Source organism: Ilumatobacter sp., assembly GCF_030065885.1.
Taxonomy (GTDB): Bacteria; Actinomycetota; Acidimicrobiia; order Acidimicrobiales; family Ilumatobacteraceae; genus Ilumatobacter.
In genome coordinates this window covers 1-22,973 of sequence record NZ_JASJCS010000031.1, presented here as the reverse complement: position 1 = coordinate 22,973, position 22,973 = coordinate 1, and the positions used below count along the sequence as shown (strand labels likewise).

At 70.9% G+C, this 22,973-nt stretch carries 22 protein-coding genes; 12 read left to right on the top strand and 10 right to left on the bottom strand.

Annotation, left to right across the window (positions count from 1 at the left end; translation table 11 throughout):
* Positions 1 to 9 precede the first annotated feature (9 nt).
* The 3 genes from QNJ12_RS09100 to QNJ12_RS09090 form a co-directional block, all read right to left on the bottom strand.
* Complete coding sequence (locus QNJ12_RS09100) at positions 10 to 2,967, bottom strand: transglutaminaseTgpA domain-containing protein (RefSeq protein ID WP_300621916.1); 2,958 nt, start codon at positions 2,965 to 2,967, stop codon at positions 10 to 12.
* Complete coding sequence (locus QNJ12_RS09095) at positions 2,964 to 3,962, bottom strand: MoxR family ATPase (protein ID WP_300621915.1); 999 nt, start codon at positions 3,960 to 3,962, stop codon at positions 2,964 to 2,966. The genes QNJ12_RS09100 and QNJ12_RS09095 overlap by 4 nt, the downstream gene beginning before the upstream one ends.
* A gap of 261 nt (positions 3,963 to 4,223) precedes the next feature.
* The gene (locus QNJ12_RS09090; RefSeq protein ID WP_300621913.1) at positions 4,224 to 4,985 is read right to left on the bottom strand and encodes an SDR family oxidoreductase; all 762 of its coding nucleotides are present in this window, start codon (positions 4,983 to 4,985) and stop codon (positions 4,224 to 4,226) included.
* Between the two features lie 110 nt (positions 4,986 to 5,095).
* Between QNJ12_RS09090 and QNJ12_RS09085 the strand changes: the two genes are divergently transcribed.
* The 8 genes from QNJ12_RS09085 to QNJ12_RS09050 all read left to right on the top strand — a co-directional run bounded on the left by QNJ12_RS09085 (position 5,096) and on the right by QNJ12_RS09050 (position 12,322).
* On the top strand, positions 5,096 to 7,540 hold the full coding sequence (locus tag QNJ12_RS09085) for a hypothetical protein (protein ID WP_300621911.1): 2,445 nt from the start codon (positions 5,096 to 5,098) through the stop codon (positions 7,538 to 7,540).
* A gap of 90 nt (positions 7,541 to 7,630) precedes the next feature.
* A complete protein-coding gene (locus QNJ12_RS09080) occupies positions 7,631 to 8,218 on the top strand; it encodes an rRNA adenine N-6-methyltransferase family protein (RefSeq protein WP_300621909.1) in 588 nt (195 codons plus the stop codon).
* A gap of 7 nt (positions 8,219 to 8,225) precedes the next feature.
* The gene (locus QNJ12_RS09075; protein WP_300621895.1) at positions 8,226 to 8,747 is read left to right on the top strand and encodes a TOPRIM nucleotidyl transferase/hydrolase domain-containing protein; all 522 of its coding nucleotides are present in this window, start codon (positions 8,226 to 8,228) and stop codon (positions 8,745 to 8,747) included.
* 28 nt (positions 8,748 to 8,775) lie between these two features.
* Positions 8,776 to 9,666, top strand: coding sequence for an ABC transporter substrate-binding protein (locus QNJ12_RS09070; RefSeq protein ID WP_300621893.1), 891 nt, complete (start codon positions 8,776 to 8,778; stop codon positions 9,664 to 9,666).
* 103 nt (positions 9,667 to 9,769) lie between these two features.
* Positions 9,770 to 10,201, top strand: a complete 432-nt coding sequence (locus tag QNJ12_RS09065; RefSeq protein ID WP_300621891.1) for a hypothetical protein — start codon at positions 9,770 to 9,772, stop codon at positions 10,199 to 10,201.
* A 92-nt stretch (positions 10,202 to 10,293) separates the two neighbouring features.
* Positions 10,294 to 10,878 carry a histidine phosphatase family protein gene (locus QNJ12_RS09060; RefSeq protein WP_300621889.1) on the top strand — a complete coding sequence of 195 codons (585 nt, stop codon included), beginning with the start codon at positions 10,294 to 10,296 and terminating at the stop codon, positions 10,876 to 10,878.
* Positions 10,875 to 11,648, top strand: a complete 774-nt coding sequence (locus QNJ12_RS09055; protein ID WP_300621887.1) for a class I SAM-dependent methyltransferase — start codon at positions 10,875 to 10,877, stop codon at positions 11,646 to 11,648. The genes QNJ12_RS09060 and QNJ12_RS09055 overlap by 4 nt, the downstream gene beginning before the upstream one ends.
* Positions 11,645 to 12,322, top strand: a complete 678-nt coding sequence (locus QNJ12_RS09050; RefSeq protein ID WP_300621885.1) for a class I SAM-dependent methyltransferase — start codon at positions 11,645 to 11,647, stop codon at positions 12,320 to 12,322. Before QNJ12_RS09055 ends, QNJ12_RS09050 begins: the two co-directional genes overlap by 4 nt.
* 401 nt (positions 12,323 to 12,723) lie before the next feature.
* Here the strand turns inward: QNJ12_RS09050 and QNJ12_RS09045 are convergent, their stop codons facing one another.
* Complete coding sequence (locus QNJ12_RS09045; protein WP_300621883.1) at positions 12,724 to 13,170, bottom strand: hypothetical protein; 447 nt, start codon at positions 13,168 to 13,170, stop codon at positions 12,724 to 12,726.
* A gap of 608 nt (positions 13,171 to 13,778) precedes the next feature.
* Here QNJ12_RS09045 and QNJ12_RS09040 point away from each other — a divergent pair.
* Positions 13,779 to 14,129, top strand: coding sequence for a 2TM domain-containing protein (locus tag QNJ12_RS09040; protein WP_300621881.1), 351 nt, complete (start codon positions 13,779 to 13,781; stop codon positions 14,127 to 14,129).
* A 19-nt stretch (positions 14,130 to 14,148) separates the two neighbouring features.
* Here QNJ12_RS09040 and QNJ12_RS09035 read toward each other — a convergent pair whose 3' ends face one another.
* Complete coding sequence (locus tag QNJ12_RS09035; RefSeq protein WP_300621879.1) at positions 14,149 to 14,793, bottom strand: GntR family transcriptional regulator; 645 nt, start codon at positions 14,791 to 14,793, stop codon at positions 14,149 to 14,151.
* 129 nt (positions 14,794 to 14,922) lie between these two features.
* Here QNJ12_RS09035 and QNJ12_RS09030 point away from each other — a divergent pair, with 129 nt between their 5' ends.
* The 3 genes from QNJ12_RS09030 (at position 14,923) to QNJ12_RS09020 (ending at position 19,302) form a co-directional block, all read left to right on the top strand.
* Positions 14,923 to 17,445: an FAD-dependent oxidoreductase gene (locus QNJ12_RS09030; RefSeq protein WP_300621876.1), complete on the top strand. Its 2,523-nt coding sequence runs from the start codon at positions 14,923 to 14,925 to the stop codon at positions 17,443 to 17,445.
* Between the two features lie 121 nt (positions 17,446 to 17,566).
* Positions 17,567 to 18,340 carry an electron transfer flavoprotein subunit beta/FixA family protein gene (locus QNJ12_RS09025; protein WP_300621873.1) on the top strand — a complete coding sequence of 258 codons (774 nt, stop codon included), beginning with the start codon at positions 17,567 to 17,569 and terminating at the stop codon, positions 18,338 to 18,340.
* A complete protein-coding gene (locus QNJ12_RS09020) occupies positions 18,337 to 19,302 on the top strand; it encodes an electron transfer flavoprotein subunit alpha/FixB family protein (RefSeq protein ID WP_300621870.1) in 966 nt (321 codons plus the stop codon). Before QNJ12_RS09025 ends, QNJ12_RS09020 begins: the two co-directional genes overlap by 4 nt.
* Before the next feature lie 6 nt (positions 19,303 to 19,308).
* Here QNJ12_RS09020 and QNJ12_RS09015 read toward each other — a convergent pair whose 3' ends face one another.
* The 5 genes from QNJ12_RS09015 to QNJ12_RS08995 all read right to left on the bottom strand — a co-directional run.
* On the bottom strand, positions 19,309 to 19,767 hold the full coding sequence (locus QNJ12_RS09015; protein WP_300621868.1) for a DUF1877 family protein: 459 nt from the start codon (positions 19,765 to 19,767) through the stop codon (positions 19,309 to 19,311).
* A gap of 222 nt (positions 19,768 to 19,989) precedes the next feature.
* Entirely contained in the window at positions 19,990 to 20,940 is a 951-nt protein-coding gene (locus QNJ12_RS09010) for a rhodanese-like domain-containing protein (RefSeq protein WP_300621865.1), read from the bottom strand.
* Positions 20,941 to 20,980: 40 nt separating this feature from the next.
* Positions 20,981 to 21,952, bottom strand: coding sequence for an NrfD/PsrC family molybdoenzyme membrane anchor subunit (gene nrfD / locus QNJ12_RS09005; protein WP_300621862.1), 972 nt, complete (start codon positions 21,950 to 21,952; stop codon positions 20,981 to 20,983).
* Entirely contained in the window at positions 21,949 to 22,542 is a 594-nt protein-coding gene (locus QNJ12_RS09000; protein ID WP_300621859.1) for a 4Fe-4S dicluster domain-containing protein, read from the bottom strand. Before QNJ12_RS09000 ends, nrfD begins: the two co-directional genes overlap by 4 nt.
* Positions 22,539 to 22,973: molybdopterin dinucleotide binding domain-containing protein (locus QNJ12_RS08995; RefSeq protein WP_300621857.1), on the bottom strand; the 435-nt coding region annotated here is incomplete at its 5' end. The genes QNJ12_RS08995 and QNJ12_RS09000, both read right to left, overlap by 4 nt.

Genomic DNA, 22,973 nt, shown 5'->3' with positions numbered 1-22,973 from the left:
GCGGCGAGGCTACTGGTCGAGTGCGCTCAGCATCCCGACGAGTTTGCGCGTCTCGTCGTATGCATGATCGTCGGCGTCATCGAACGTCGGGTCGAACGCGACGCGGTCGAGGCGCTCGGCGACCTCGCGTGCGACTCGGGCGTCGTCGGTTTGCTTCCAGATCGCTGCGAGCTGCGGATTCGGCACGCCGGCCGAGGCGCCGGATTCCGTCGCGACCGCCGCGAAGCGGTCCTGGAGCAGCCCCCATCGTCCGCGACGGCGTCGGTGCCGGACGACCTGCACCACGCGGAGCGAGCCGACGCCGGCGACGCCGAGTGCTGCGATCAGCGCCAGCGTCGTCGTGTTGTCGCCGACGTAGCCGGCAGCACCCTCGATCAGGTCGGCGCCCACCGAGTCGATCTCGGCGTCGGCTGCCAGCGGCACGGCGGCGGTCGGATCGAACGCCTGCCACCCCGTCTCGGGGAACCACACCTCGACCCACGCATGCGCATCGCTGGCACGGACCTCGAACACACCCGCCACGCGGTCGCGGGTCCCCGAGACGTAGCCGGTGGCGAGGCGGGCCGGCACACCCTGGGTGCGCAGCATGATCGTGAGGGACGAGGCGATCTGTTCGCAGAAGCCGAGCTGCGTGTCGAACAGGAAGTCGTGCACGGCGTCCTCCCCGGGGTCGGGCAGGGGCGCATCGAGGTCGTACTCGACGTTGCGGTTCATCCACGCCTCGTAGGCGAGCACGACGTCGTACGTCGACGTCCGGTCGCGAGCGAGCTCGTCGGCGAGTGCGATCGTCGCCGGCGACGTCGACTCGGGCACCTCGAGGTACTGGGCGAAGACCTCACGCCCGAGCTGCGTCAGCCGATCGCCGACGAGGCCTTGCCCACGAAGGCTCGCTGCATCGACGCGGTTCTTGGCGGAGACGACCGTGTACACCGACCCCTCCCCCAGCACGGTCGACGCCCGGATCGCGCCGTCCTCGCGCGTCCAGACGTCGGCGTCGATGATCACCTGGACCGGGCGGTTCGCATGGAACACGACGTTCGGCATGTCGGCCTCGACGTAGTAGGTCTGCACGAAGCGCTCGACGTCGACCGCGTCCGGGTCGGGCCGGTCGCCGAGCGTCGGAGCGACATCGATGTTGGGGCCCCGCCGAGGCCTGCCGATGCGTTCGTCGGCGTACCACCGGCGTCCGTCGAATCGGCCGAAGGTCTGCCCGCGCCAGAAGTCGGGCTCGGGCGCCCGCACTCGCATGACGATCTCGTCGCCGAGATCGCCGCGCACCGACGTGTCCATCGATTGCGCGAAGCCGGTGTATCCGCCGGCCTGCCCGGGCGGTGCACGCAGGCCGTCGGTGTCGGAACCGGCGTCGAAGTCCTGGTCGCGCACGTCGCCGTCGGGGCCGACGATCGCGCCCGGAGTCGTGACGTCTCGGATCGGATCGATGAACGTCGGCAGGGTGAGATGGGCGGGGCCGCGCGGCACGGGCACGATCGCGAGCAGCCCGACCGTGGCAACGGCGCCGACGCCGATCGATGCCGCCCGCGTCGGCCATGCGGTCTTCGCTCGGGTCAGCGGCATCCGCGCCGTCGGACCGGCCAGCTTGGCCATCGAGACGCCGAAGCACAGGGCCCAGGCCAGCAGCCACCAGATGATCGAGTCGTCGACCCGGAAGCCGGAGGCGTACATCATCACCACACCGGAGATGCCGAGCGACACGCGGATGGTGCGCCGGTCGTGGCATTCGAAGCCGTGGAGCCCGATCAGGATCACCAGCAGCATCGGGAGTGGGCCGCGCAGGACGTCGAGCAGACCTTCGAGCCGGCCGCCGGCAGCCAGCACCATCACGAACGCCACGAGCGCACCGACGGCGACGAACGATCGCAACGTCAGCGACGCCGGTTCGCCCGACACCAGCACTCGGCCCGAGACCAGGGCGCCGGCCGCGATCCCGGCGAGCCCGAGCACGGTCACGACGAGACCGAGCTCGAGCGTGAGCGAGAGCATCGCGATCGAGACGGCTGTCGCGCCGGCGGCCCACCAGCGGGCGGACAGCGACGCCGACGTCTCGGGTTCGGTCCGCCACCGGATCTCGCGCAGCGTCCGGCGTCGGGCCGGCCGGGGACCGAGATCGGCCCGCGCCGCCCACCGAGCGGCGTCGTCGACGCTCGCGATCGGTTCGGGCCGGCCGTCGCCGATCGCAACCTTCACGTCGCCGCCGGCTCGCAGCACCTGTTCGAGCTTGGCGAGCACAGCGGCCGCCTCGGCGTCGGGCTCGGGTCGACCGTGCGTGGCCTCGACGACCCACTCCTGATCGACGTCGCGTCGACGGTCGTGGACGACGAGCTCGCCGGCCCGCATCGACGAGGCCCAGTGCACGTGCCGCTCGCTGTCCCCTTCACGCCATGGGCGGACACCGTCGATCTGCCCGGCGACCGCGCCGGCGGCCCCCGAGAGCTCGCCCCGGCCGTAGAGCGAACGCCGCTCGACCGGCACGGACCCGTCGGCGGGCTCGGGCGCGACCAGGTGCTCGTCGACGTCGACCTCGAAGCGCCGCCGCCACCAGACCAGTCCCGACGTGCCCGCCGAGCGGACATCGATGCGAAGCGAGGTGACCACCGCACGTCGTGGGAACGATGCGGGCCCCCGGAAGCCGTGCGTGCCGGCCCACCCCGAGGCGACCTTCGCCGAGCCGTGCCGCACGACGATCCACACGGGCCTCGGCGCCTCGACCTCGACCGCGATCGGGACCTCGTCGCCCTGCGTCGACAGGTCGGGGAGCGAGACGCGCCCGATCGAGACGTGGCGCAGGCCGAACGCGCCGACCACGGCTGCGCCGAGGAAGGCGATCAACCCCGCTGCGAGCACGATCGCGACCGGCGTCGAGCCGGTCATCCGGACGATGGCGAACCCGCCAAGCCACGAGACGGCCAGACCGAGGCCGCCTGCCGAGACCCCGACAGGACGGATCATGCGGTCGGCGCGGGTACCCGGTCGAGGCACTCGGCGACGATGTCGCGGCCGGCGCCGACCGACCCGGCGTCGTTGACGATCACGCGGTGCGACAACGCCGACTCGGTGACGCGCACCACGTCGTCGGGCACCACGTAGTGGCGGCCGGCCATCGCCGCACGCGCCTTGGCGAGACCGACGAGTGCGACACCGCCGCGCGTCGATGCGCCGAGGCGCACGCGCGGATGCTGGCGGGTCGCCTCGAGCAGGGCGACGACGTAGCGGGCGATCTGGTCGGCCACGTAGACATCGGCGACCACACGGCGCGCTGCGAGGAGGTCGCCGATGTCGGTGACGGGTTCGACGGCCTGGAGCACGGTGCGGCCGCGGCGGCCGGTCAGCACGTCGACCTCGTCGTCGGCTGCCGCCCTTCCGGGTGTCACGACCGCGGCGAACCGGTCGAGTGCGCCCTCGCCGAGGGGGTAGGTGCCGGTCATCTCGACGGGGTTCTGCGTGGCGATCAGGAGGAACGGTGCGGGCAGCTCGCGGGTGGCGCCGTCGACGGTGACCGCGGCCTCCTCGGTGGCCTCGAGCAGCGCCGACTGCGTTCGTGGGTTGGCGCGGTTGAGCTCGTCGAAGACGACGATGTTCGAGAAGATCGGACCGGGGCGGAAGCGCAGCTCGAACCCGTCGCCGGCGGGCAACATCGTGCCGGTCACGTCACCGGGCAGGAGGTCGGGCGTGCCCTGGATGCGATGGAACGACCCGCCGACCGACGCCGCCAACGCCTGCGCCAGCAGCGTCTTGCCGACACCCGGGATGTCCTCGATCAACAGGTGCCCGCCCGACAGCAGGCACGCAACGGCGGTCTCGATCGCCTCGGTGCGACCGGCGAGCACGCCGCCGACCGAGCCGGTGATGCGCGCCGCTGTGTCGGCGGTCTGCCCGGCGGCGACCGCATCGGACCCGCGTTCGACCGCGGCGGGCTGCAGGGAGACGTCCATACCGGCACTCATGCTGTCAGATCATCGGGATCGGCGCCTGTCGGCTTGAATCGACCGTTCTCGAACGGGCTTCGCCGGCCGGCCAAGCCGGACCGACTGCGCCTACCGAGCTCACCGCCTCCGCAAGCGGCGCAACAGCGCCGCCGCTTCGACGCTCACCCACCACCGTCGAGCCGCGCGGTCGGCCAGGCGTCGCCGGTCGCGACCGGGCTCCGACGCGGTCGACCGGCGAGATCAACGCCCTCCCGGCACGGTTGGAGCCCGGTCGTTGCCTCAGCGGGCGGTGAAGCCGCCGTCGACGAGCAGCGACTGGCCGGTGATGTACGAGCCGGCGCGGCTCGCGAGCAACAGCAGGGCGCCGTCGAGCTCGTGCTCCTCGCCCATCCGCGGGATCGCCGAGTACGTGCGGATGTACTGCTCGCTGCCCTCGTCGCCGACCATGTTCTCGGTCATCTCCGACGGGAAGTAGCCGGGGCAGAGTGCGTTGACGCGCACGCCCTTGCGTCCGAGCTGGAGCGCGAGCTCACGGGTCATGTTGACGACCGCCCCCTTGCTCGCGCAGTAGTTGGCCTGCTTGATCGGCGCCGAGCCGACGTGGCCGAGCATCGACGCGACGTTGACGATCGCGCCGGCACCACGCCCGACCATGTGCGGCACGACCAGCTTCGTGAGGTGCCAGACCGCGGTCGTGTTGACCTGCATGGCCTGCTCGAACTGCTCGAGCGTCTCGTGTTCGATGCCGACCGTGAACGAGACGCCGGCGTTGTTGACGAGCACGTCGATCGCCCCCTCGTTCGCGAGGGTGTCGGCGACGAGGCGTTCGCGATCACCGGCCAGGCCCACGTCTGCGACGCGGGTGACGAGGCCGGGCAGATCGCCGGCCAGCGCCTCGAGACGGTCGCCGCGTCGGGCGGTGGCGACGACCGTGGCACCTGCCGCATGGAGTACCCGTGCGAACCGGGCGCCGAGACCCGACGAGGCGCCGGTCACCACCGCCACCTGGCCGTCGAGTCGGAAGAGTCCGAGCGGATCCATCGCCGGAGTCTCGCGAATCGACGACGGCGTTCCGTGGTCGATCCGGCGCGTCGCCGAATTCGTGTCCCGCGGAGCGGTCGCACGTCGGCGCTGCTACAACGAGGAGCCGTATGCGTCGGCTCCTCGCACTCGTCAGCGCGACCCTGGTCGCAGCGACGACGGCGGTGTTCGTGTCGCCCGGTGCACAACCCGCGGCCGCCGCGGCGGGGTACGAGCCACTCCCCGCGCCGCAGCGGCTGCTCGACACCCGAGCGGGTGGCCCGACCGTCGACGGCGCGCTCTCGGGCATCGGCAAGCGGCCGGCCCGCTCGGTGCTCCAGCTCGCGGTCGCCGGCCGCGCCGGCCTGCCCGCTCCGGTCGGTTCGGTCGTGCTCAACGTCACGGTCGACCAACCCGAAGGCGCAGGGTTCGTCACCGTGTGGCCCTGCGACGAGCCGCAGCCCAACACGTCGAACCTCAACCACGTCGGCGGCCAGACCGTCGCGGCCGCGGTGCTGACCCGGGTGGCCGACGACGGCACGGTGTGCCTGTTCACGCTCGCGGGGTCACACCTGATCGCGGACGTCGCGGGCGAGTTCCCGGCCGGGACGTTCGAGGCGCTCGCCGCACCCGAGCGACTCGCCGACACGCGGCCGGGCGAGGCCACGGTCGACGGTCGGTTCGTCGGCGCCGGGCGCCGTGGCGCAGGCACCACGTACGAGATCCGGGTCGCCGGGCGCGGCAGCGTCCCGCCCGACGCGACCGCCGTCGCCCTCAACGTCACGGCGACCGACATCGGCGCCCACGGCTTCCTGACCGTGTTCCCGTGCGATGCACCACGCCCGAACGCATCGAACGTGAACTACTCGCCCGGCCTCACGACGCCCAACGCCGTGATGACGAGACTCGACCCCGACGGTGACGTCTGCGTCTACACGTTGGCGCCCGTCCATCTCGTCGTCGACATCGCCGGTGTGTTGCCCGACACCGTCTTCCGGCCGCTGCCCGCACCGACCCGCCTGCTCGACACCCGAGACGGCGAGCCGACCGCCGACGGCGGGTTCGCGGGCGGCGGCATCCAGCCCGACGGCGCCTCGCTGCAGCTCGACGTGGCCGGGCGGGCCGGCATCCCGGCCGACGCGGCGGCCGTCGTGCTCAACGTCACCAGCACCGGCTCGAGCCTGCCCGGGTTCGTGACCAGCCACCCGCAGGGCTCGACGCTGCCGGGCTCGTCCAACCTGAACTTCACGGCCGGGCGCACCACCGCGAACCTCGTCATCGCCGCGCTCGGACCGGACGGCGACATCTGCCTCTTCAACCGCAACCCCACCCACCTCGTCGTCGACATCGCCGGCTGGTTGACCGGACCGGCACCGTCGGGCTCGGACGCCGGCTGCCCGGCGCGGGCCGCGGATGCGTCGGCAGCCCAGTACCGCAACGCACACGTCCGCCGGCCCGACCTCCACCGGGCGGTCGGCACCGACCGCATCGCCGTGTACGTGTGCGAGATCCCCGTCGACTCGAACGTCTTCGACGGCTCGCAGCAGCACACGACGACGTCGCAGGACTTCGCCGCGTTCGCCCAGGCCGAGCTCGAGCCGTACTTCGACGAGCTCTCGGGTGGCCGCTACGACGTCGTGTTCACCGCCCGCGGCAACGTCTCCGTCGGCCGCAACGGCGATCCCCTCGACTGCCTCGACGCAGCCAGCGAGCTCACAGGTGCCCCGTACACCAACGTGCTCGTCGCCGGCACCACGCTCGACGGCGGCGGCTTCGCCGGGCCGGGCACGATCTTCACCGGGTCGGGCGCGCCCGACGTCGCCGTCCTCGACTGGGCACCGAACCAATCGAGCCGCGGCAGCTGGCTGGGCGGTGCCACGATCTCGGTCCGACCGAACCCCGGCGTCATCGCGCACGAGATCGGCCACACGCTCCACTGGCCGCACTCGTACATCGGGCCCGACGACGAGTACGACAATCCGGTCGACGTCATGAGCGACGGGATGGGGTGGTGCCGTGTCGGCAACGTCAGCTACCCGTGCATCCCGGGCAACACGCTCGCGTTCAACCGCCTCGCCAGCGACTGGCTCGGCGACGGCCAGATGGTCACGCACCCCTCCGGCACGGCCAACTACGTGCTCGAACGGCCGAACGGCGACGGCCTGCAACTGGTGGCGCTCCCCGATCCGGCGCAACCGCTCAGCCTGCTCACCGTCGAGGCGAAGCCGGCCGTCGGCAACGACGACTTCCTCGCCTCGGAGGGCGTCGCGATCCACGTGGTCGACCAGCTCGACCGCACGGGCGGCCTGAGCGGGCTGAGCACGGCGCGCATCCAGCGCCAGGCGCTCGGCGCGCCGTACGGCTTCGAGCACGTCGTCGACGTGGGCGAGTCGGTGACGGTGCACGGCGTGACCGTGACCGTCCTGCGCCACGTCGGCGACGGCTACGAGGTCACGATCCGCGGGTCGTACTCGCCGCCCGGTGCGTCGTTCTTCGCCGAATCACTCCTCCGTGGCCGCGACACGTGCGCCGACGACGACCCGGTCGTCGCGATGGCCACCGGTTGCGTGCGCTGACGACAGCAGCCCCGCGCCGCGAAACCCGGTTCACTCCGGCCCGCTCGGGCGGCCAACATCGTCGCATGATCTTCGCAGCGATGGTCCGCCGTGTCCGGTCGACGGCCGCGGGCCGCGCCCCGTTCCCCGGGCACACCTCGCTCAACGCGCGCTCCGCGGTCCCGGCGCCAGTGGGGGTGGCACCGGCTCGATGACGCACACGCCCGCCGGTTCGTCGTGACGAGCGGCGTCGGCCCGGGCGACCTCGTGCTCGACCTCGGCGCCGGCGACGGTGCCATCACGTGCCATCTCGTGCGGGTCGGCGCACGGGTCATCGCCTTCGAGCTGCACCCGTCGCGGGCGGCGCGACTCCGCGACCGGTTCGCCGACCACCGGGTGAAGGTCGTCGGGGCCGACATCACCGACCTCAGGCTGCCGGGCCGATCGTTCCGCGTGGTGGCCAACCCGCCGTTCGACGGCGTCTCGGCGGTGCTCGACCGCCTGACGCATCCGGCCAGCCGGCTCGAACGCGCCGACCTGATCGTGCCGAGGGCGGTCGCTCGACGATGGCAGGAGCGGCTCCGACGCGGATCGCCGTGGCAATTGGACGTCGAGACGAGCATGCCGCGCAGCGCGTTCACGCCGCGGCCGCGCATCGACGTGTGTCACATCAGCATCCGGCCGGGCAGCACGCGATGATCGCATCGTGAACGTCCCCGACCTCGACCCTGGGATCCGCACGGCCGTCCTGGTCGAGGGGGTCAGCGACCGCGCCGCGGTCGAGGCGCTGGCGCGGCGGGTCGGCCGCGATCTGGCAGGTGTCGCCGTCGTCGCCATGGGCGGCGCGACGAACGTCGGCCACCACGTCCGCCGGTACGCAGGCTCCGTGGCCGTGATCGGCCTGTGCGACGAAGCCGAGGTCGCCTACTTCGACCGTGCCCTCGGCGACGGTGCCTACTTCGTCTGCCACCGGGACCTGGAGGACGAGCTGCTGCGCGCCGTCGGCGTCGACGCCACGCTCGGGGTGCTCGAGGCGCACGACGAGCTCCGGACGTTCCGCGTCATGCAGCAGCAGCCCGCTCAGCGCGGCCGCCCGGTCGACGAGCAGCTGCACCGCTTCCTCGGGATCCGCAGCGGGCGCAAGGAGCGCCTGGCGGCGGCACTGGCCGCCCTCCTCGACCCGGCCGACCTGCCGCCGCCGCTCGGTCGGCTGCTCGACCGGATCTGACGACGCAGCGGGCCGTACGATCCCGCCCGTGCGGATCGTCTCGCTGCTCCCCTCGGCCACCGAGATCCTCTTCGAGCTCGGGCTCGGCGACGACGTGGTCGGCGTGACGTTCGAGTGCGACTTCCCCGGCGAGGCCCGCTCGAAGCGGATCGTGTCGACGTCGGCGCTCCCCGAGGGCCTCTCCCCCGCCGAGATCGACCGTGTCGTGAGGGAGCGGATCGCCGCCGGCGAAGACCTGTACCGGCTCGACCGTGGCGCGTTCGCCGACATCGACCCCGATCTGGTGGTCACGCAGGACCTGTGCGCGGTGTGCGCCGTCGACGTGAGCGAGGTCCACGATGCGCTGGCGTTCCTCGCCTGCTCGGCCGACGTGTTGACGCTCGATCCGATGTCGCTCGACGAGGTGCTCGACACGATCACCGAGACGGGACGTGTTACACGCGCCGAGGCGAGGGCGGCGGGGATCGTCTCGGGGTTGCGGGAGCGACTCGACGGTGTGTCCGAGCGGCTCGAGGGCGTGACGGCCCGACCGACGATGGTCCTGGAGTGGACCGATCCGGCGTTCACGGGCGGCCACTGGGTCCCCGACATGGTCGTCTCGGCAGGCGGCGACTCGGTGCTCGGCTTCCCGGGAGCGAACTCCGAGATGCTCGAGTGGGAGGTCATCGAGGCCGCCCGGGCGGACGTGGTGATCGTCTCGCCGTGCGGCTACCGGCTCGACGGTGCGACGAGGCTCGCGCTCGACGTGATCGAACGCGGGCACCTGCCACCGGAGGCCGAGGTCTGGGCGATCGACGCGGATGCCGTCGTCGTGCGACCGGGCCCGCGGGTCGTCGACGGCGTCGAGACGATCGCCTCGATCCTGCATCCCGAGCGCTGCGGCGAACCCGACCGATCGCTCGCCGTTCGCATCCGCTGAGAGGTCGGCCGGCGGGCGAGGACCTCCGACCCTGGCCGTCGCGGCTCTCCGGGACTGGAGTGGAACGTGGACCGGTCCGTCCGTCGATCTCGTTGGAGGTGTCATGACGATCGTGTGGGGCATCGTGGTGCTGGCGCTGGCGTTGCTGGCGTGGGCCGGGCAGACGCTCGCCTGGCTCGCACCACCGACCGCCGAGCGGCTCTCGCTGACCGACGCCGAGGCCGACGTGGACCCGGCCTTCTACGCCGACGTGCGTGGCGAGGCGCGGTGGGACGCGTTCAGCCTCTGGACGCTGGTCGTCGCCGGCGTGTTGCTGATCGTCGACTCGCCGGCCTGGCCCTACTTCGGGCTCGTCGGGGGCGGGATGTTCCTGTACTTCGCCGGCCGCGGCATCAGCACGAGGGTCGCCGCGATGCGCCGCGGCATCCGCATCGGCACGCCGAGCGACGTTCGCATCGCGTTCGTCGCGCTGTCGCTCTGGGGTCTCACCGCAGCCATCACCATCGTCGCATCGGTGCCCGAGCTGCAGGGTTGACGGCGTCGGGGTCGATCGCCGCACCCGTCGATCGAGCGTCCATCCGACTTCCCATGGCGAGTCGGACGAGCCGCACGTGACAGGGTGGGCTCGTGCCGACCTGGTTGCTCGCCCGGCACGGGCGCACCGAGTGGAACGTCGAGGGCCGGCGGCAGGGCCGGCTCGACTCGCCGCTGACGCCTGACGGCCACCGTGACGCCGAGCGCATCGCTACTCTGGCGGCAGGACGCGCCGTCGATCGGGTGCTGAGCAGCCCGTTGGGCAGGGCGCACGCAACCGCGGTGATCGTCGGCGATCGGATCGGCGTCGGCGTGACCATGCTCGACGATCTCGCCGAGCTGGACCACGGCGACCTGAGCGGACTCACCGACGCCGAGATCGAGACGCGGTTCCCCGGGGTGCTCGCTCAGCGCACCCGCGACAAGTACCGTTGGCGGTTCCCCGGTGGTGAGAGCTACGCCGATGCCGCCGGGCGGGCGGCGCAGGCGATCGAGCAGATCGGGGATCGCAGCCGCCGGCCGCTGGTGGTCGCCCACGAGATGATCGCGAGGATGTTGATGATGCACCTGCTCCGACTCGAACCGGCGGCCGCGCTCGAATGGCGCCTGCCGCACGGCGAGCTGGTCGAGCTCGACGTCGCACGCGGCTCCGCCCACGGCCCCCTGGAGGGCGCGTGACCGAGACGATCCATCGCTCGGCGGCCGGCGGGTACTCGGCGCGGGCGGAGACGTACCGCGACGCGCGACCTGGGTACCCGCCCGAGCTCGTCGACCGGTTCGTCGAGCGCTATCGCGGCGGCAGCACGATCGAGCTCGGCGCCGGCACCGGCATCTTCACCCGGGCCCTCGCCGAGCGCGGCGTCGCGGTCATGGCCGTCGAGCCGGTGGCCGAGATGCGGCACGAGCTCGAGCAGCACGTACCGGGCGTCCAGGTGCTCGACGGCACGGCCGAGCGGATCCCGGTGGGCGACGCCGAGGCCGCGACCGTCCTGGCGGCCCAGGCGTTCCACTGGTTCGACCACGCCGTGGCCCTCGACGAGATCGCCCGCGTGCTGGTGCCGGGCGGCCACCTCGTCACCGCGTGGAACGTCCGCGACCTGTCGGTGCCGTGGGTCGCCGCCGTCACCGAGATCATCGAGCGCCATGCCGGCGACACGCCGCGTCATGTGTCCATGGTGTGGCGGCGCGCGATCGAGGGCGATGCGCGGTTCGAGCTGGCCGACGACTGGCACTGCGACCATCCCGTCGCGACCGACGCCGACGGGGTGGTCGCTCGCACGCTGTCGACCAGCTTCATCGGAGCGCTCGACGGTGGCGAGCAGGCTCGCGTCGTGGCCGACGTGCGAGCCGTCGTCGAGCCGCTCGGCGACCGGTTCGACTACCCGTACCGCGCCGAGCTGCAGGCCTGGCGATTCGTGGGCCCCGAAGCGACGGGCGCTGGAACATGAGCGGGGCGCGGACCCAGACCGACGTGCTCGCCGAGACGATCGACGTCGCCGGGCTCGACGTGCTCGACGTCGGGTGCGGCGCCGGCGCGCTCGTGCGCTGGCTGCGCGAACGTGGCGCACGCCCGGTCGGGGCCGAGTGCGGCGACGTGATGCGGCAGCGTGCCATCGCCGCCGATCCCGAGCACCCCGACGCCTACGTCGATGCTCCCGGCGAGGACCTGCCGTTCGCCGATGCGTCGTTCGACCTGGTGATCTTCGTCTACTCGCTGCACCACGTCCCCGAGCACGCGATGCCCGATGCGCTCAGCGAGGCCAGGCGCGTGCTCCGGCCTGGCGGCACGCTGTACGTCGTCGAACCCGACCCCGATGCGGCCGACGACATCGTCGCGATGCCGGTCGTCGACGAGCGGCTCGAGCGGGCGGCAGCGCAGCGGGCACTCGACGGCGTCGCCGGGTTCGGCCCGATCGCTCGCAGCGAGTTCGTCGGCGAAGCGGTCTACGACGACTTCGACACGTGGGTCGAGGTACTGGTCGGCATCGTCCCTGCCCGCGCCGAGCGCGTCGTCGAGCTCGGCGACGACCTGCGCGACCGCTTCCACCGCATGGCCGAGCCGCACCCCGCCGGCTTCGCCTTCGAGCAGCGCAACCTGCTCGCAGTCCTGACGGCGACGTAGTGCCGCGACCGGCAACGTTTGCGCTGTTGCGCGCCGAGTCGAACGTGCCGCTGGCAAGGCGCGGCGACGAAGGAAGTGCCGGCGGCCTTGCCGTGCGCACTCTCGAGGAAACCGGAACGACGCCAGCGGTGCGTCCGGCCGGCGAACAGGGCAACGTTGGCGGGCGCGGCACTGGTCACGAGATGTGCCAGGGAGCCCAGCCGATGGGCGGGGCGACCCGATCGTTGCGGTGCACGGAGTCGCCTGCGAAGCAGGGGACGAGAAAGCCGTTCGCCGCGCAAGGCGTACCTATCCGCTGAAGCCCCAGGCACATCTCGCAACTCGATGTCGGTGAGCGGATCGGTGGCGCGCAGAGCGGAGCGATCCGTGATGGCGGTGCCGATTGCGAGTCGGCGGGCGATTCAGGTGCGCCCGCGGTCGTCCACGCGGGTGAACGGCCAGTCGCGATCGAGCCAGGCCGCGACCTCGCCGGCCAGCACCGCATCGAGGTCGGCGTGTGATGCTCGCACCCACGACTGCACGGCGGCGTCGTGGTCGGCGTGCGAGCTCGGGTAGATGTAGACGCAACCGATCACCTCGTCGCCGTCCAGCACCGAGTACGTGAATCCGACGCGACGTTCGAAGTCGTCGGCGTGCCGGACGAGATCGGCTCGGTTGCGCTCCACGGACATCGGCGACGGCCACGACCCGTCGGGGAAACCCGGCGTGGCGCGGATGTGGTCGATGCTCGACATCCACGCGTCGTGGTCGCGCTCGTTGTGCTCGGGCCCGAGCGGTTCGAGCCGGAAGCCGGGCCCGGTCAGATGGACGGGCACCTCGAAGTCGTCGGGGACGAACGGCTCGGCCATCGGGCGAGCGTACCGAGCACCCGGCCACGGCATCGCTCGGGTTCCTGTCGGTGGTGAACCGGATCAGCCCGGCCATCGCGTTTGCCCGCGAGGCGCATGCGCGCGAGGGGCTCAGCGGATAGGTACGCCTTGCGCGGCGAGCGGCTTGCTCATCGCCGTGCTTCGCAGGCGACTCCGTGCACCGCAACGATTGGGTCGCCCCGCCTCTCGGCTGGGCCCCGTGGCACATCTCGTCACTCCTGACGGGCGTCTCGGCAAGGATCTGGATTCGTGGTGGTGCGACGGCGGCGTTCACGGCACTCATCGGGTGAGACCGAACGGGGGACCGGGGTGCAGGAAGCCATCACCACCAGCTCCTTCACGGAGTGGGCGACGGCAACGGAGCCGAAGATCCGGCAGTCGGCGTCGAGCGCCGGTTCACCGGCACGATCCGGTTCGCGGCGTCGGGCAGGAGCTGAGGCCCGCCAGGACAAACTCGGCCGGCGAGGGTGAGAGGAGCCGGCCGATCGACCAAGAGCCGTAGGACTCTGGACGCGACGACGTTTCACGCCGGACGCTGGAGATGGATCCACGGATCCGAGCTCGGAACTCCGGGAGGAGGTAGGCAGATGAGCGACGTCTCAACCAACACCAGGGCGATGCCGACGGGTGGCACGTCGGTCCCCGAACCCACCGACGACGAGCTGCGTGCGGTTGCGGTCAAGCGGGTCAAGGCCAAGCGCGACTTCATGACACACTTGTTCGCTTACGTGGTCGTCAACATCGGCCTCTGGGCGCTCTGGATCGTCAGCGGCTTCACCGACGAGTGGGTGTTCCCGTGGCCGGTGCTCGTGATGGCGATCTGGGGGATGTTCGTGCTCCGCCAGTGGTTCGAGGTCTACCGGCGCGATCCGCTCCGCGAGGACCTCGTGCAACGCGAGATCGAACAACTGCGGGCGGCGTCGAGCAGGCACGACTGACCGAACGGTCCGGCCGAGATCAGCCGGCGAGGGGGGAACCCAGGCGGCCGGTGACCGCGGCGCGCACCTGGTCGTCGAAGGACTGGACGTGGGCTTCCAGCGCACCCGCGCACGCGTCGGGGTCACCGGTGCGGAGGAGGTCGAGGATCTCGATGTGCTCGTCGACGGCGTGGCGGGTGTCGGCGACGTCGGCGAGGTACATGTGCCAGACCCGGTCGCTCTGGGCGTAGAGCATGTCGAGGGTGTCGGTGAGGAAGCGGTTGCCGGCGGCGTTCCAGATGATCTCGTGGCAGCGGCGGTCGACGGCGAGGAGGTCCTCGGGCGGGATGCCGGCGCGCAGTGAGCGCTCGATGACGTCGGCCATCTCCTGCCAGTGATCGGCGGTGCCGCGCACGCAGGCGAGGCGGGCGGCGTAGGGCTCGAGCATGGCGCGGGCTTCGTAGAGCATCGCCAGCTCGTCGACGTCGATCGACGAGACGAACATGCCGCGCCGGGGGATGACGGTGACGAACTGGTCGCGGGCCAGGCGCTGGAGCGCCTCGCGGATCGGCGTGCGCCCGATGCCGAGCAGGTCCTGGAGCGCGTCCTCCCGGACGATGTCGCCGGGCGCGAGCTCGAGCCGGACGATCATCCGCCGGATGCGCTCGTAGGCCTGTGCACTCAAGGACTTGCTCGTGATACATTCATGATATATCAGTCCAACTTTCAAGTTGTGTCAGACACCACGTGAACGAAGTGTCACGTGGTGTCTGACACAACTTGAACGTGCGAGGGGAGGCTCACGGTGAGCGAGGTGCCAAGTTCTGCGAAGTGCGTGATCATCGGGGCCGGCATCGTCGGCAACTGCCTGGCCGGGCACCTCGCCCGGCTGGGGTGGACCGACATGGTGCTGCTCGACAAGGGGCCGCTGCCCAACCCGGGCGGTTCGACGGGCCATGCGAGCAACTTCATCTTCCCGGTCGACCACAACAAGGAGATGGCGCTGCTCGGCGTGCAGTCGGCCAACCAGTACCGCGACCTCGACCGCAGCGTCGACAGCGGCGGCATCGAGGTCGCCCGCACGCAGGAGCGGTGGGACGAGCTGCAGCGGCGGATGACGAGCGCCACGGCGTGGGGGGTCGAGGCGAAGCTGCTGACGCCGGCCGAGGTGAAGGAGCTCGTCCCGTTCATCAGCGAGGACGTGATCCTCGGCGGCTTCTACTGCCCCACCGTGTCGGTGGTCGACTCGCTCGACACGGGCACGCTGTTCCGGCAGGAGGCGATCGACAAGACGGGCATGCAGGTGTTCGCCAACACCGAGGTGCTCGACGTCGAGACCGAGCCCGAGCCAGGCACCGGCCTCCAGAAGGTGACCGCGGTGGTCACCGACAAGGGTCGGATCGAGTGCGAGTACGCGGTGATCGCCTGCGGCGTGTGGTCGAACCGGATCGCCAACATGGCGGGCGCCACGATCCCGCTCGTGCCGGCGGTGCACCAGATGGCCGACGTCGGTCCGATCGACATCCTCGCCGAGACCAACAACGAGATCGGCTACCCGATCGTGCGGGACATGGACACGTTCTGTTACGAGCGCCAGTCGTCGGGGTCGATGGAGGTCGGCTCGTATGCCCACCGGCCGATCCTCCATCACCCCGACAGCATCCCGTCCAACGACGAGGCGGCGCTCTCCCCCACCGAGATGCCGTTCACGCAGGACGACTTCGATCCGCAGATGGAGCAGGCGATCGAGCTGATGGACATGCTCGGCGATGCCGAGATCAAGTACGCGATCAACGGGCTCCTGTCGTTGACGCCGGATGCGATGCCGTGCCTCGGTGAGACGGTCGAGGTCCGCAACCTGTGGTCGGCGGCCGCGGTGTGGGTGAAGGAGGGGCCGGGCATGGCCCAGGTCGTCGCCGAGTGGATGACGTACGGGTACCCCCGGGTGATCGACGCCCACGGCGCCGACATCTCGCGGTTCTATCCGGAGGAGCGGCCGGACGAGCACATCTGGGCGCGGGCCAGCGAGCACTTCAACAAGACGTACGGCATCGTGCACCCCGCCGAGCAGTGGGAGTCGCGCCGCAACATGGTGGTGTCGCCGTTCTTCGAGCGGGAGGAGGAGCTGGGGGCGTTCTTCTTCCAGGCGCGGGTGTTCGAGCGGCCGCAGTGGTTCACGAGCAATGCGGATCTGGTCGAGCGCTATGGCGTGGAGGAGCGGGAGGTCGAGTGGGACAACCGCTGGTGGAGCCCGATCACGGTCGGTGAGCACCTCAACATGCGGGAGAACTGCGGGATCTTCGACCTGTCGGCGTTCCAGATCTTCGAGCTGACGGGGCCGGGCGCGGTCGAGTTCGCCGACTACCTGTGCGTGAACAAGATCGGCCCGGTGGGGCGGGCGACGTACACACCGTTCCTGACGCCCGACGGCGGGTTCCACTCAGACCTGACGATGCAGCGGGTGTCGGAGGACGTCGTGCAGGTGGTGACCGGCGCCTTCGACGGGCCGCGCGACCTGGCGTGGATCCAGAAGTACATGCCGAAGGACGGCTCGGTCACGGTGACCGACCTGTCGCGCGACATCGCGACGATCGGCCTGTGGGGCCCGAACGCGCCGGCGCTACTGGCGACGCTGACCGACGCCGACCTCAGCCAGGAGGGCTCGCCGTACGGCGGGCTCGTGGATGTGACGCTGCGGTGTGGTGACGAGGACGTCGCGGTCACGCTGTTCCGGATCTCGTACGTCGGTGACGCCGGCTGGGAGCTCTACGTCGCGTGGGACGAGGCCGTGAAGGTGTGGGACGCACTGATGGCGAATGGCGGCGAGTTCGGCCTGCGGCCGACGGGCATGGGCGTGTACGCCGTGTCGGGCCGGATCGAGAAGGGCTACCGCCTCCAGGGCGCCGAGCTCGAGAGCGAGTACAACCCGCTCGAGGCGGGGTTGGCGCGGCCGAGGGTGAAGGCCGCCGACTTCATCGGCAAGGAGGCGTACGTCGCCGCTCGTGAGAAGGGCGACCCCGAGGTCCTGATGTGCACGTTGACGGTCGAGGACGACCACGACTCCCAAGGCCGCCGGAGGTGGTTCCAGGGCGGCAACGAACCCATCATGACGATGGACGGAGAGGTGATCCTCGACAGCCACGGAAGGGTGAGCCGAGTGACGACGGCCGGCTACGGCCCAAGCGTCGGCAAGCAGGTCCTGATGGCCTACCTGCCCAGGGATCTCGCCAAGCCCGGAACAGACCTGCAGGCCATGTACATGAACGAGAAGTTCCCCGTGAAGGTCGTCGGAGTGGACGGCCCCTTCGACCCGACGAACGAACGGATGAAGAAGTGAGTGTCAGGCCGCGCGCCGTCACGTTGTGTCAGACACAACCTGAAAGTGCCAGCGAAGCCAGACCACGCCTGCGACCGTTCAGGTTGTGTCTGACACAACGTGACCTGGGAGGACAGCCCTGATGCGCGTCCTCGTCTGCGTGAAGCGAGTCCCTGCGCCGGGCGCCAAGATCAACGTCACCCCCGACGGCCAGCAGGTCGACACCGCCAACCTCGGGTTCACCATGTCCCCCCACGAGGAGTGCGGCGTCGAGCTCGCCGTCCAGCTGATCGAACAGCACGGCGGCGAATCCCACGTCCTCACCCTCGGCATCCCCGAGGCCGACGAGCAGTGCCGCTACGCCGCCTCGATCGGCGTGAACCAGGCCACCCTGGTCGAGGTCGACGCCATGGACTGGGACCCACAGCGGACGGCCAAGGCTCTCACCGAAGCCATCCACGCGATCGAGTCCGAGGACGGCCCGTTCGACCTCATCGTCATGGGCAACGAGTCGGCCGACACCGGCGGCTTCCAGGTCGGGATCCGGGTCGCTCGGGCGCTCGGCCGGCCGATCGTGCAGGGGTTGAAGGGCGTCGAGCTGTCCGACGACGGTTCGTCGTTCGTGTGCCGCCGCGAGATCGACACCGGTTCGGAGGTCTACGAGCTGCCGCCGCCGGCGGTGGTCGGCGTGAAGGAGGGCATCACCTGGCCCCGCTACCCGACGATGCGGGGCCGGCTGGCGTCGAAGAAGCTCGACGTGTCGGTGGTGTCGTCCGACGCCGAGCCGGGCGGCCAGTCGAAGGTGCGCCTGGTGCGCCCCGAGGAGAAGGTGTCCGAGACGGTGCAGCTGGGTGATGGCCCCGACGCCGCCGCCAAGGTCGTCGACCTGATGGAGGAGCTGGGGGTGCTGTCATGAGCGGAGGGTTCCTCGTCGTCATCGAACACGACCGCGGCACGATGGCCGATGCGTCACGCGAGGCGCTGACGTTCGGCCGCTCGCTCGCGACCCAACTGGGCACGACGTGCGAAGCGCTGCTGATCGTCGACGAGTCGCTCGCGGACGAGTGCGCCCGGTACGGGGCCGAGACGGTCCACGTCGTCCCGGTCGACTGGTTGACGGACTACAGCCCCGAGGTGTGCGGGGACGCGATCGCCGCCGCAGCTCAGGAGCTATCGCCGGCCGGCATCGTCGCCTGCGGCACGGACCGCGGCAACGAGATGCTCGCCCATGCCGCCGCCGTGCTCGACCTGCCGTTCGTCGCCAATTGTCTCGACGTGAAGGTGGCCGACGACTGGGAGATGACCCGCGTCCAGTGGGGTGGCTCGCTCAACGAAGACGCGGCGCTCACCTCGCCGACGCCGATCGTGTCGATCGCCCACCACGCGGTCGAAGCCGCCGAGGCTCCGGTCGCGACAAACGTGTCGACCCTGAACCTCGAGCTCGACCAGTCCGGCCTGCGCACGCAGATCACCGACCGCGACGTGGTCGAGGGTGGCGTCACGCTGGCGACCGCGCCGGTCGTGGTCGGCGGCGGCCGCGGCGTCGGCAGCCAGGAGGGTTTCGCCGCGTTGGAGGAGCTCGCCAAGGAGCTCGGCGGCGTCGTCGGTTGCAGCCGCGCCGTGACCAACAACGGCTGGCGACCGCACAGCGATCAGGTCGGCCAGACCGGCACACGCATTGCGCCGCAGCTGTACATCGCGTGCGGCATCAGCGGTGCGATCCAGCACTGGGTCGGCGCCAAGGCGGCGAAGAACATCCTTGCGATCAACACCGACGCCTCCGCCAACATGGTCACGAAGGCCGGCTACTCCGTCATCGCCGACCTCCACGAGATGCTCCCCGCCATCACCGAAGAAGTCCGCCGCCGCCGCAGCTGACCTGACTCAGGGCGAGGCGTAGACGAGCACGGCTCGCTCTGCCGCTGCCGCTCGCTCGTAGAACGCCCGCAACGCAGCGAACCCACCTGCCAGGTACTCGACGTCGGTGTCCATGATGTTCGAGCCGGCGCGCGCCCTGAAGTCGTCGTCGGACACCGTTGCGATCCACGCGGCCAAGGCCGTGGTCTGCTCGGGAGTCAGGAACGGGCAGACCATCTCCTCGCCGAGCGATAGCACATCCGCGCCCAGACACCACTTGGCGGGCGGCTCGGCACTCCCGTCGACCATCCCGAACGCTTCGAGGATGCCGAGCCCGGTCTTGTCGAGCCACACGGCCTCGAAGTCGTCACCGGTGACGTCCCGGAGGTAGTGCTCCATGGTGAACGCCGCAGCGGCAGCCGCGTCGGACTGGAACTCATCGAGGCGATCAGGCGTGATCGAGAAGATCTGAAAGGTCACTCCCATGTAGGTGACCCTACGGCCGTGTCGGTCCGGCGACCCACGCTGTACGCATGCACCCGTGCCAGGTCAGGGCGGTCGTGCCGCTGCCACGGCTGTCGTGAGCCGACGAGCCGCCTGCGCCTGAGCGCAGTCGAACCCGGTGGGTGCCTGACGGCCTCCGTCGCGACCCTCGGCATCCCACCGGGCGTGGCCTGGTGACGGCCCGGCTCGGCCGGGCTCACCAGGTCAGAGCTCGACTTCGAGTCCCGCCTCGGTCCAGGCGTTCCAGCTCGGAGCGAACGCCTGAATGTTGTCCCAGCCGGCGACGCCGAGGGCGGCGTTGGCCATCGCGGCGCGATAGCCCGACTTGCAGTACACGACGACCTGGCGGTCGGTCGGGAAGTCGGGGCCGCCGTCCATCAGGGTCCGCAGCGGCACGTTGACGGCGCCAGGGATGTGACCCTCGGCGAACTCGCCGGTCTCGCGGACGTCGACGACGTACGCGCCGGCGTCGATGGCGCCCTGCATCGTCTCGATCTCGCCGATGTTGAGGTAGCCCTCGGGCATCGGCACGAGGAAGTTCGACACGGCGAGGAGCATCTCTGGGGCGATGTCCTTGGCAGTGCCGGCGGGGAGGGCGACCGGATCGGTCGAGACCTCGCGCTCGGCGGCGGTCCACGCCTTGTAGCTGCCGCCGAAGGCCCGCACGTTGTCGTACCCGAGCGAGCGGAGCGCGATCGTCGACATCGCGGCGCGGTAGCCGCTGGCGCAGTAGACGACGACGGGCTGATCCATCGGGATCTCGTCGACGTGGTCGGCGAGTGACCGGATCGGGATGTTGACCGCTCCGGGGATGTGGCCGGCCTCGTAGTCGCTCACCTCGCGGACATCGATCACGAGCGGGCTGGTCTGGGTCACGGCGGTGTCGAAGTCCTCGACCGTCTTGAGCGCCAGCCACCCCTCGGGCAGCCCCGCCATCACGGAATCGACCTCGGTGGCCACGTCGACAGCCGGTACCGCCGCCGCGTCGTCGGTGACCGCGTCGGTCGCATCATCGGTGGCGTCCTCCACGGCCGCGGCCGGCGGGTCGGCGACGTCGACGGCCTCGGCCGTGTCCTCGTCCGAATCACCGCATGCCGCGAGCAGGAGCGCAACCGTCACCACGGGGGCAGCGGCGCGGAGCAGTGTGCGTGTCATGGTTGGCCCTCCTTGTGGACCGTCTGGTGGAACATGTCGTTCATGCGACGCTCGCCAGGCCGCCGAACAGGATCACGGCCCGCAACGCCGCGCTGCCGGTCAGCGTCAGCGCCGATGCGGTGCGCGACCAGGCCGCTGCGAGCGGGCGGAATCGATCGAAGATCTCGATCGACAGGGGGATCACGAGGCCGGCGGCGACCACCAGCCCCCAGAACGCGAGGCCGTACCCGCCCCTCGACAGGGTGTCGAGCGCGGAGTCGGCGACACCGGCGCGGGCGCCGGTCGTGAACAGGTAGGCGGCGAGCAGGGCGAGCTCGACGCCACCGAGCGCGATCGAGGCCGGTGCGAGCACGTGACGCGTGTCGGCGTCGGCCATCGCGAGCAGGAGCGCGCCACCGGCCGCGGTGCCGCTGACGAGGAACAGCGGCGCGAGGAGCGACGAGTCCCACAGCGGCCGGGCCGAGATCGAGCTGAGGAGCACACCGGTGTAGAGGCCGACGCCGATGCCGACGGCGATCGTCACGAGGTCGAGGGCCCGGCGCGATCGTGCGCCCCAATGCCGGAGCTTCGTCAGCCGTCCACGCACCCGTTTCGGCGCCCGTTCGAGGTCGAAGGCGTGGAGCGCGAACCGCACGGCCGCGACGATCACCGCGACGGCGAGGATCCAGCTGCCCCACGACATCGCGCTCGACGTGCGGAACGTCAGGTAGAGCCGCCAGACGTTCCAGCGGTTCGCAAGGTCGACCCACAGCAGGAGCAGGCCGACGACGAGGACGAACGGCGTCCAGCGGTCGGCGATGGCGATCGACCGGCGGAACTGCGTGCTCCTCCGGCCCAGGACGCCGGCGAAGATCATCAGCCCCGCGGCGAGCCCACCGATGAAGAGGTACGCCGCGATCGGCCACTCCCACGCCTCGAGGTGCGGGTAGACCGCTTCGTTGCCGCCGACGATGTCGACGACGAGGTCGTCGGCGCGGTCGGTGCCGGTGCCGGTGACGATGAGGCTGGTCATGACCACTCACTTTCGGGCGCGGTGCGCAGACCGGTCCGGTCGCCGAGGGTGGGGTTGGTGTAGAAGACCCGCGGGTGGGTCTTGGTCTCGGGTCGCAGCTGGGTGACCTGCTTCGCGTCGCCGAGTGCCCGTCGCAGGTCGCTCTGCGGGTCCTCGAGGTCACCGAAGACGCGTGCGCCGGTCGGGCACGTCTCGACGCAGGCCGGGTCGCGGCCCTGGCGGACGCGGTGGTCGCAGAACGAGCACTTGTCGGCGTAGCCGTCGGGGTGCATGTAGCGCATGCCGTAGGGGCAGGCGACGACGCAGGCCCTGCACCCGATGCACTGGTTGCGGTCGACGAGCACGATGCCGTCGTCGGTCTTGTGGTTGGCACCGGTCGGGCAGACGCCGAGGCACGGCGAGTCCTCGCACTGGAAGCACTGCTCCATGCGGTGCTCGGCCGCGAGGTCGGGGAAGCGCCCGGCGACGGTCGTCTGGAGCCGCAGCCGGAACGTGCCGAGCGGCACCTCGTTCTCGGCGGCGCACGAGACCATGCACGCCTCGCAGCCGAGGCACCGTTCGAGGTCGATCGCCATCGCGTAGCGGGTCATGACGCTGCCTCCAGTTGCACGAAGTTGACCCGCAGGCCGGCGCCGCCGCAGATCGGGTCGAGCGCGTAGCGGCTCTGCATCGCCGTGTCGGATGCGCCGACGCCATGGGCTCCGGTCATCAGCGGGGCGTCATGGCCGAAGCCATGGACCATGTAGACCGCGTCGGGCCGGATCCGTTCGGTCACCAGGGCCCGGACCGGGAGCGAGCGGATGCCGTCCTGGTTGCGGAGCGTGACGAGGTCGCCGGTCTCGATGCCTCGCTCGGACGCCACGGCGCTCGCCACCCAGACCTCGTTGTCGGGGGCGAGCGCACGCAGCGCCGGGGTGTTCTGCGTCTTCGCGAAGGTGTGGGCCGGGTGGCGGCCGTAGAGCAATCGCTGGAAGCCGTCGGGTGGGTCGTCGGTCGGTTCGTAGACGGGGATCGGGTCGAG

Coding starts and splice junctions, on each gene's coding strand:
- QNJ12_RS09100 (WP_300621916.1), bottom strand. CDS start 2,967: ATGATCCGTCCTGTCGGGGTCTCGGCAGGCGGCCTCGGTCTGGCCGTC.
- QNJ12_RS09095 (WP_300621915.1), bottom strand. CDS start 3,962: ATGAGTGCCGGTATGGACGTCTCCCTGCAGCCCGCCGCGGTCGAACGC.
- QNJ12_RS09090 (WP_300621913.1), bottom strand. CDS start 4,985: ATGGATCCGCTCGGACTCTTCCGACTCGACGGCCAGGTGGCGGTGGTG.
- QNJ12_RS09085 (WP_300621911.1), top strand. CDS start 5,096: ATGCGTCGGCTCCTCGCACTCGTCAGCGCGACCCTGGTCGCAGCGACG.
- QNJ12_RS09065 (WP_300621891.1), top strand. CDS start 9,770: ATGACGATCGTGTGGGGCATCGTGGTGCTGGCGCTGGCGTTGCTGGCG.
- QNJ12_RS09050 (WP_300621885.1), top strand. CDS start 11,645: ATGAGCGGGGCGCGGACCCAGACCGACGTGCTCGCCGAGACGATCGAC.
- QNJ12_RS09045 (WP_300621883.1), bottom strand. CDS start 13,170: ATGGCCGAGCCGTTCGTCCCCGACGACTTCGAGGTGCCCGTCCATCTG.
- QNJ12_RS09040 (WP_300621881.1), top strand. CDS start 13,779: ATGAGCGACGTCTCAACCAACACCAGGGCGATGCCGACGGGTGGCACG.
- QNJ12_RS09025 (WP_300621873.1), top strand. CDS start 17,567: ATGCGCGTCCTCGTCTGCGTGAAGCGAGTCCCTGCGCCGGGCGCCAAG.
- QNJ12_RS09020 (WP_300621870.1), top strand. CDS start 18,337: ATGAGCGGAGGGTTCCTCGTCGTCATCGAACACGACCGCGGCACGATG.
- QNJ12_RS09015 (WP_300621868.1), bottom strand. CDS start 19,767: ATGGGAGTGACCTTTCAGATCTTCTCGATCACGCCTGATCGCCTCGAT.
- QNJ12_RS09010 (WP_300621865.1), bottom strand. CDS start 20,940: ATGACACGCACACTGCTCCGCGCCGCTGCCCCCGTGGTGACGGTTGCG.
- nrfD (WP_300621862.1), bottom strand. CDS start 21,952: ATGACCAGCCTCATCGTCACCGGCACCGGCACCGACCGCGCCGACGAC.
- QNJ12_RS09000 (WP_300621859.1), bottom strand. CDS start 22,542: ATGACCCGCTACGCGATGGCGATCGACCTCGAACGGTGCCTCGGCTGC.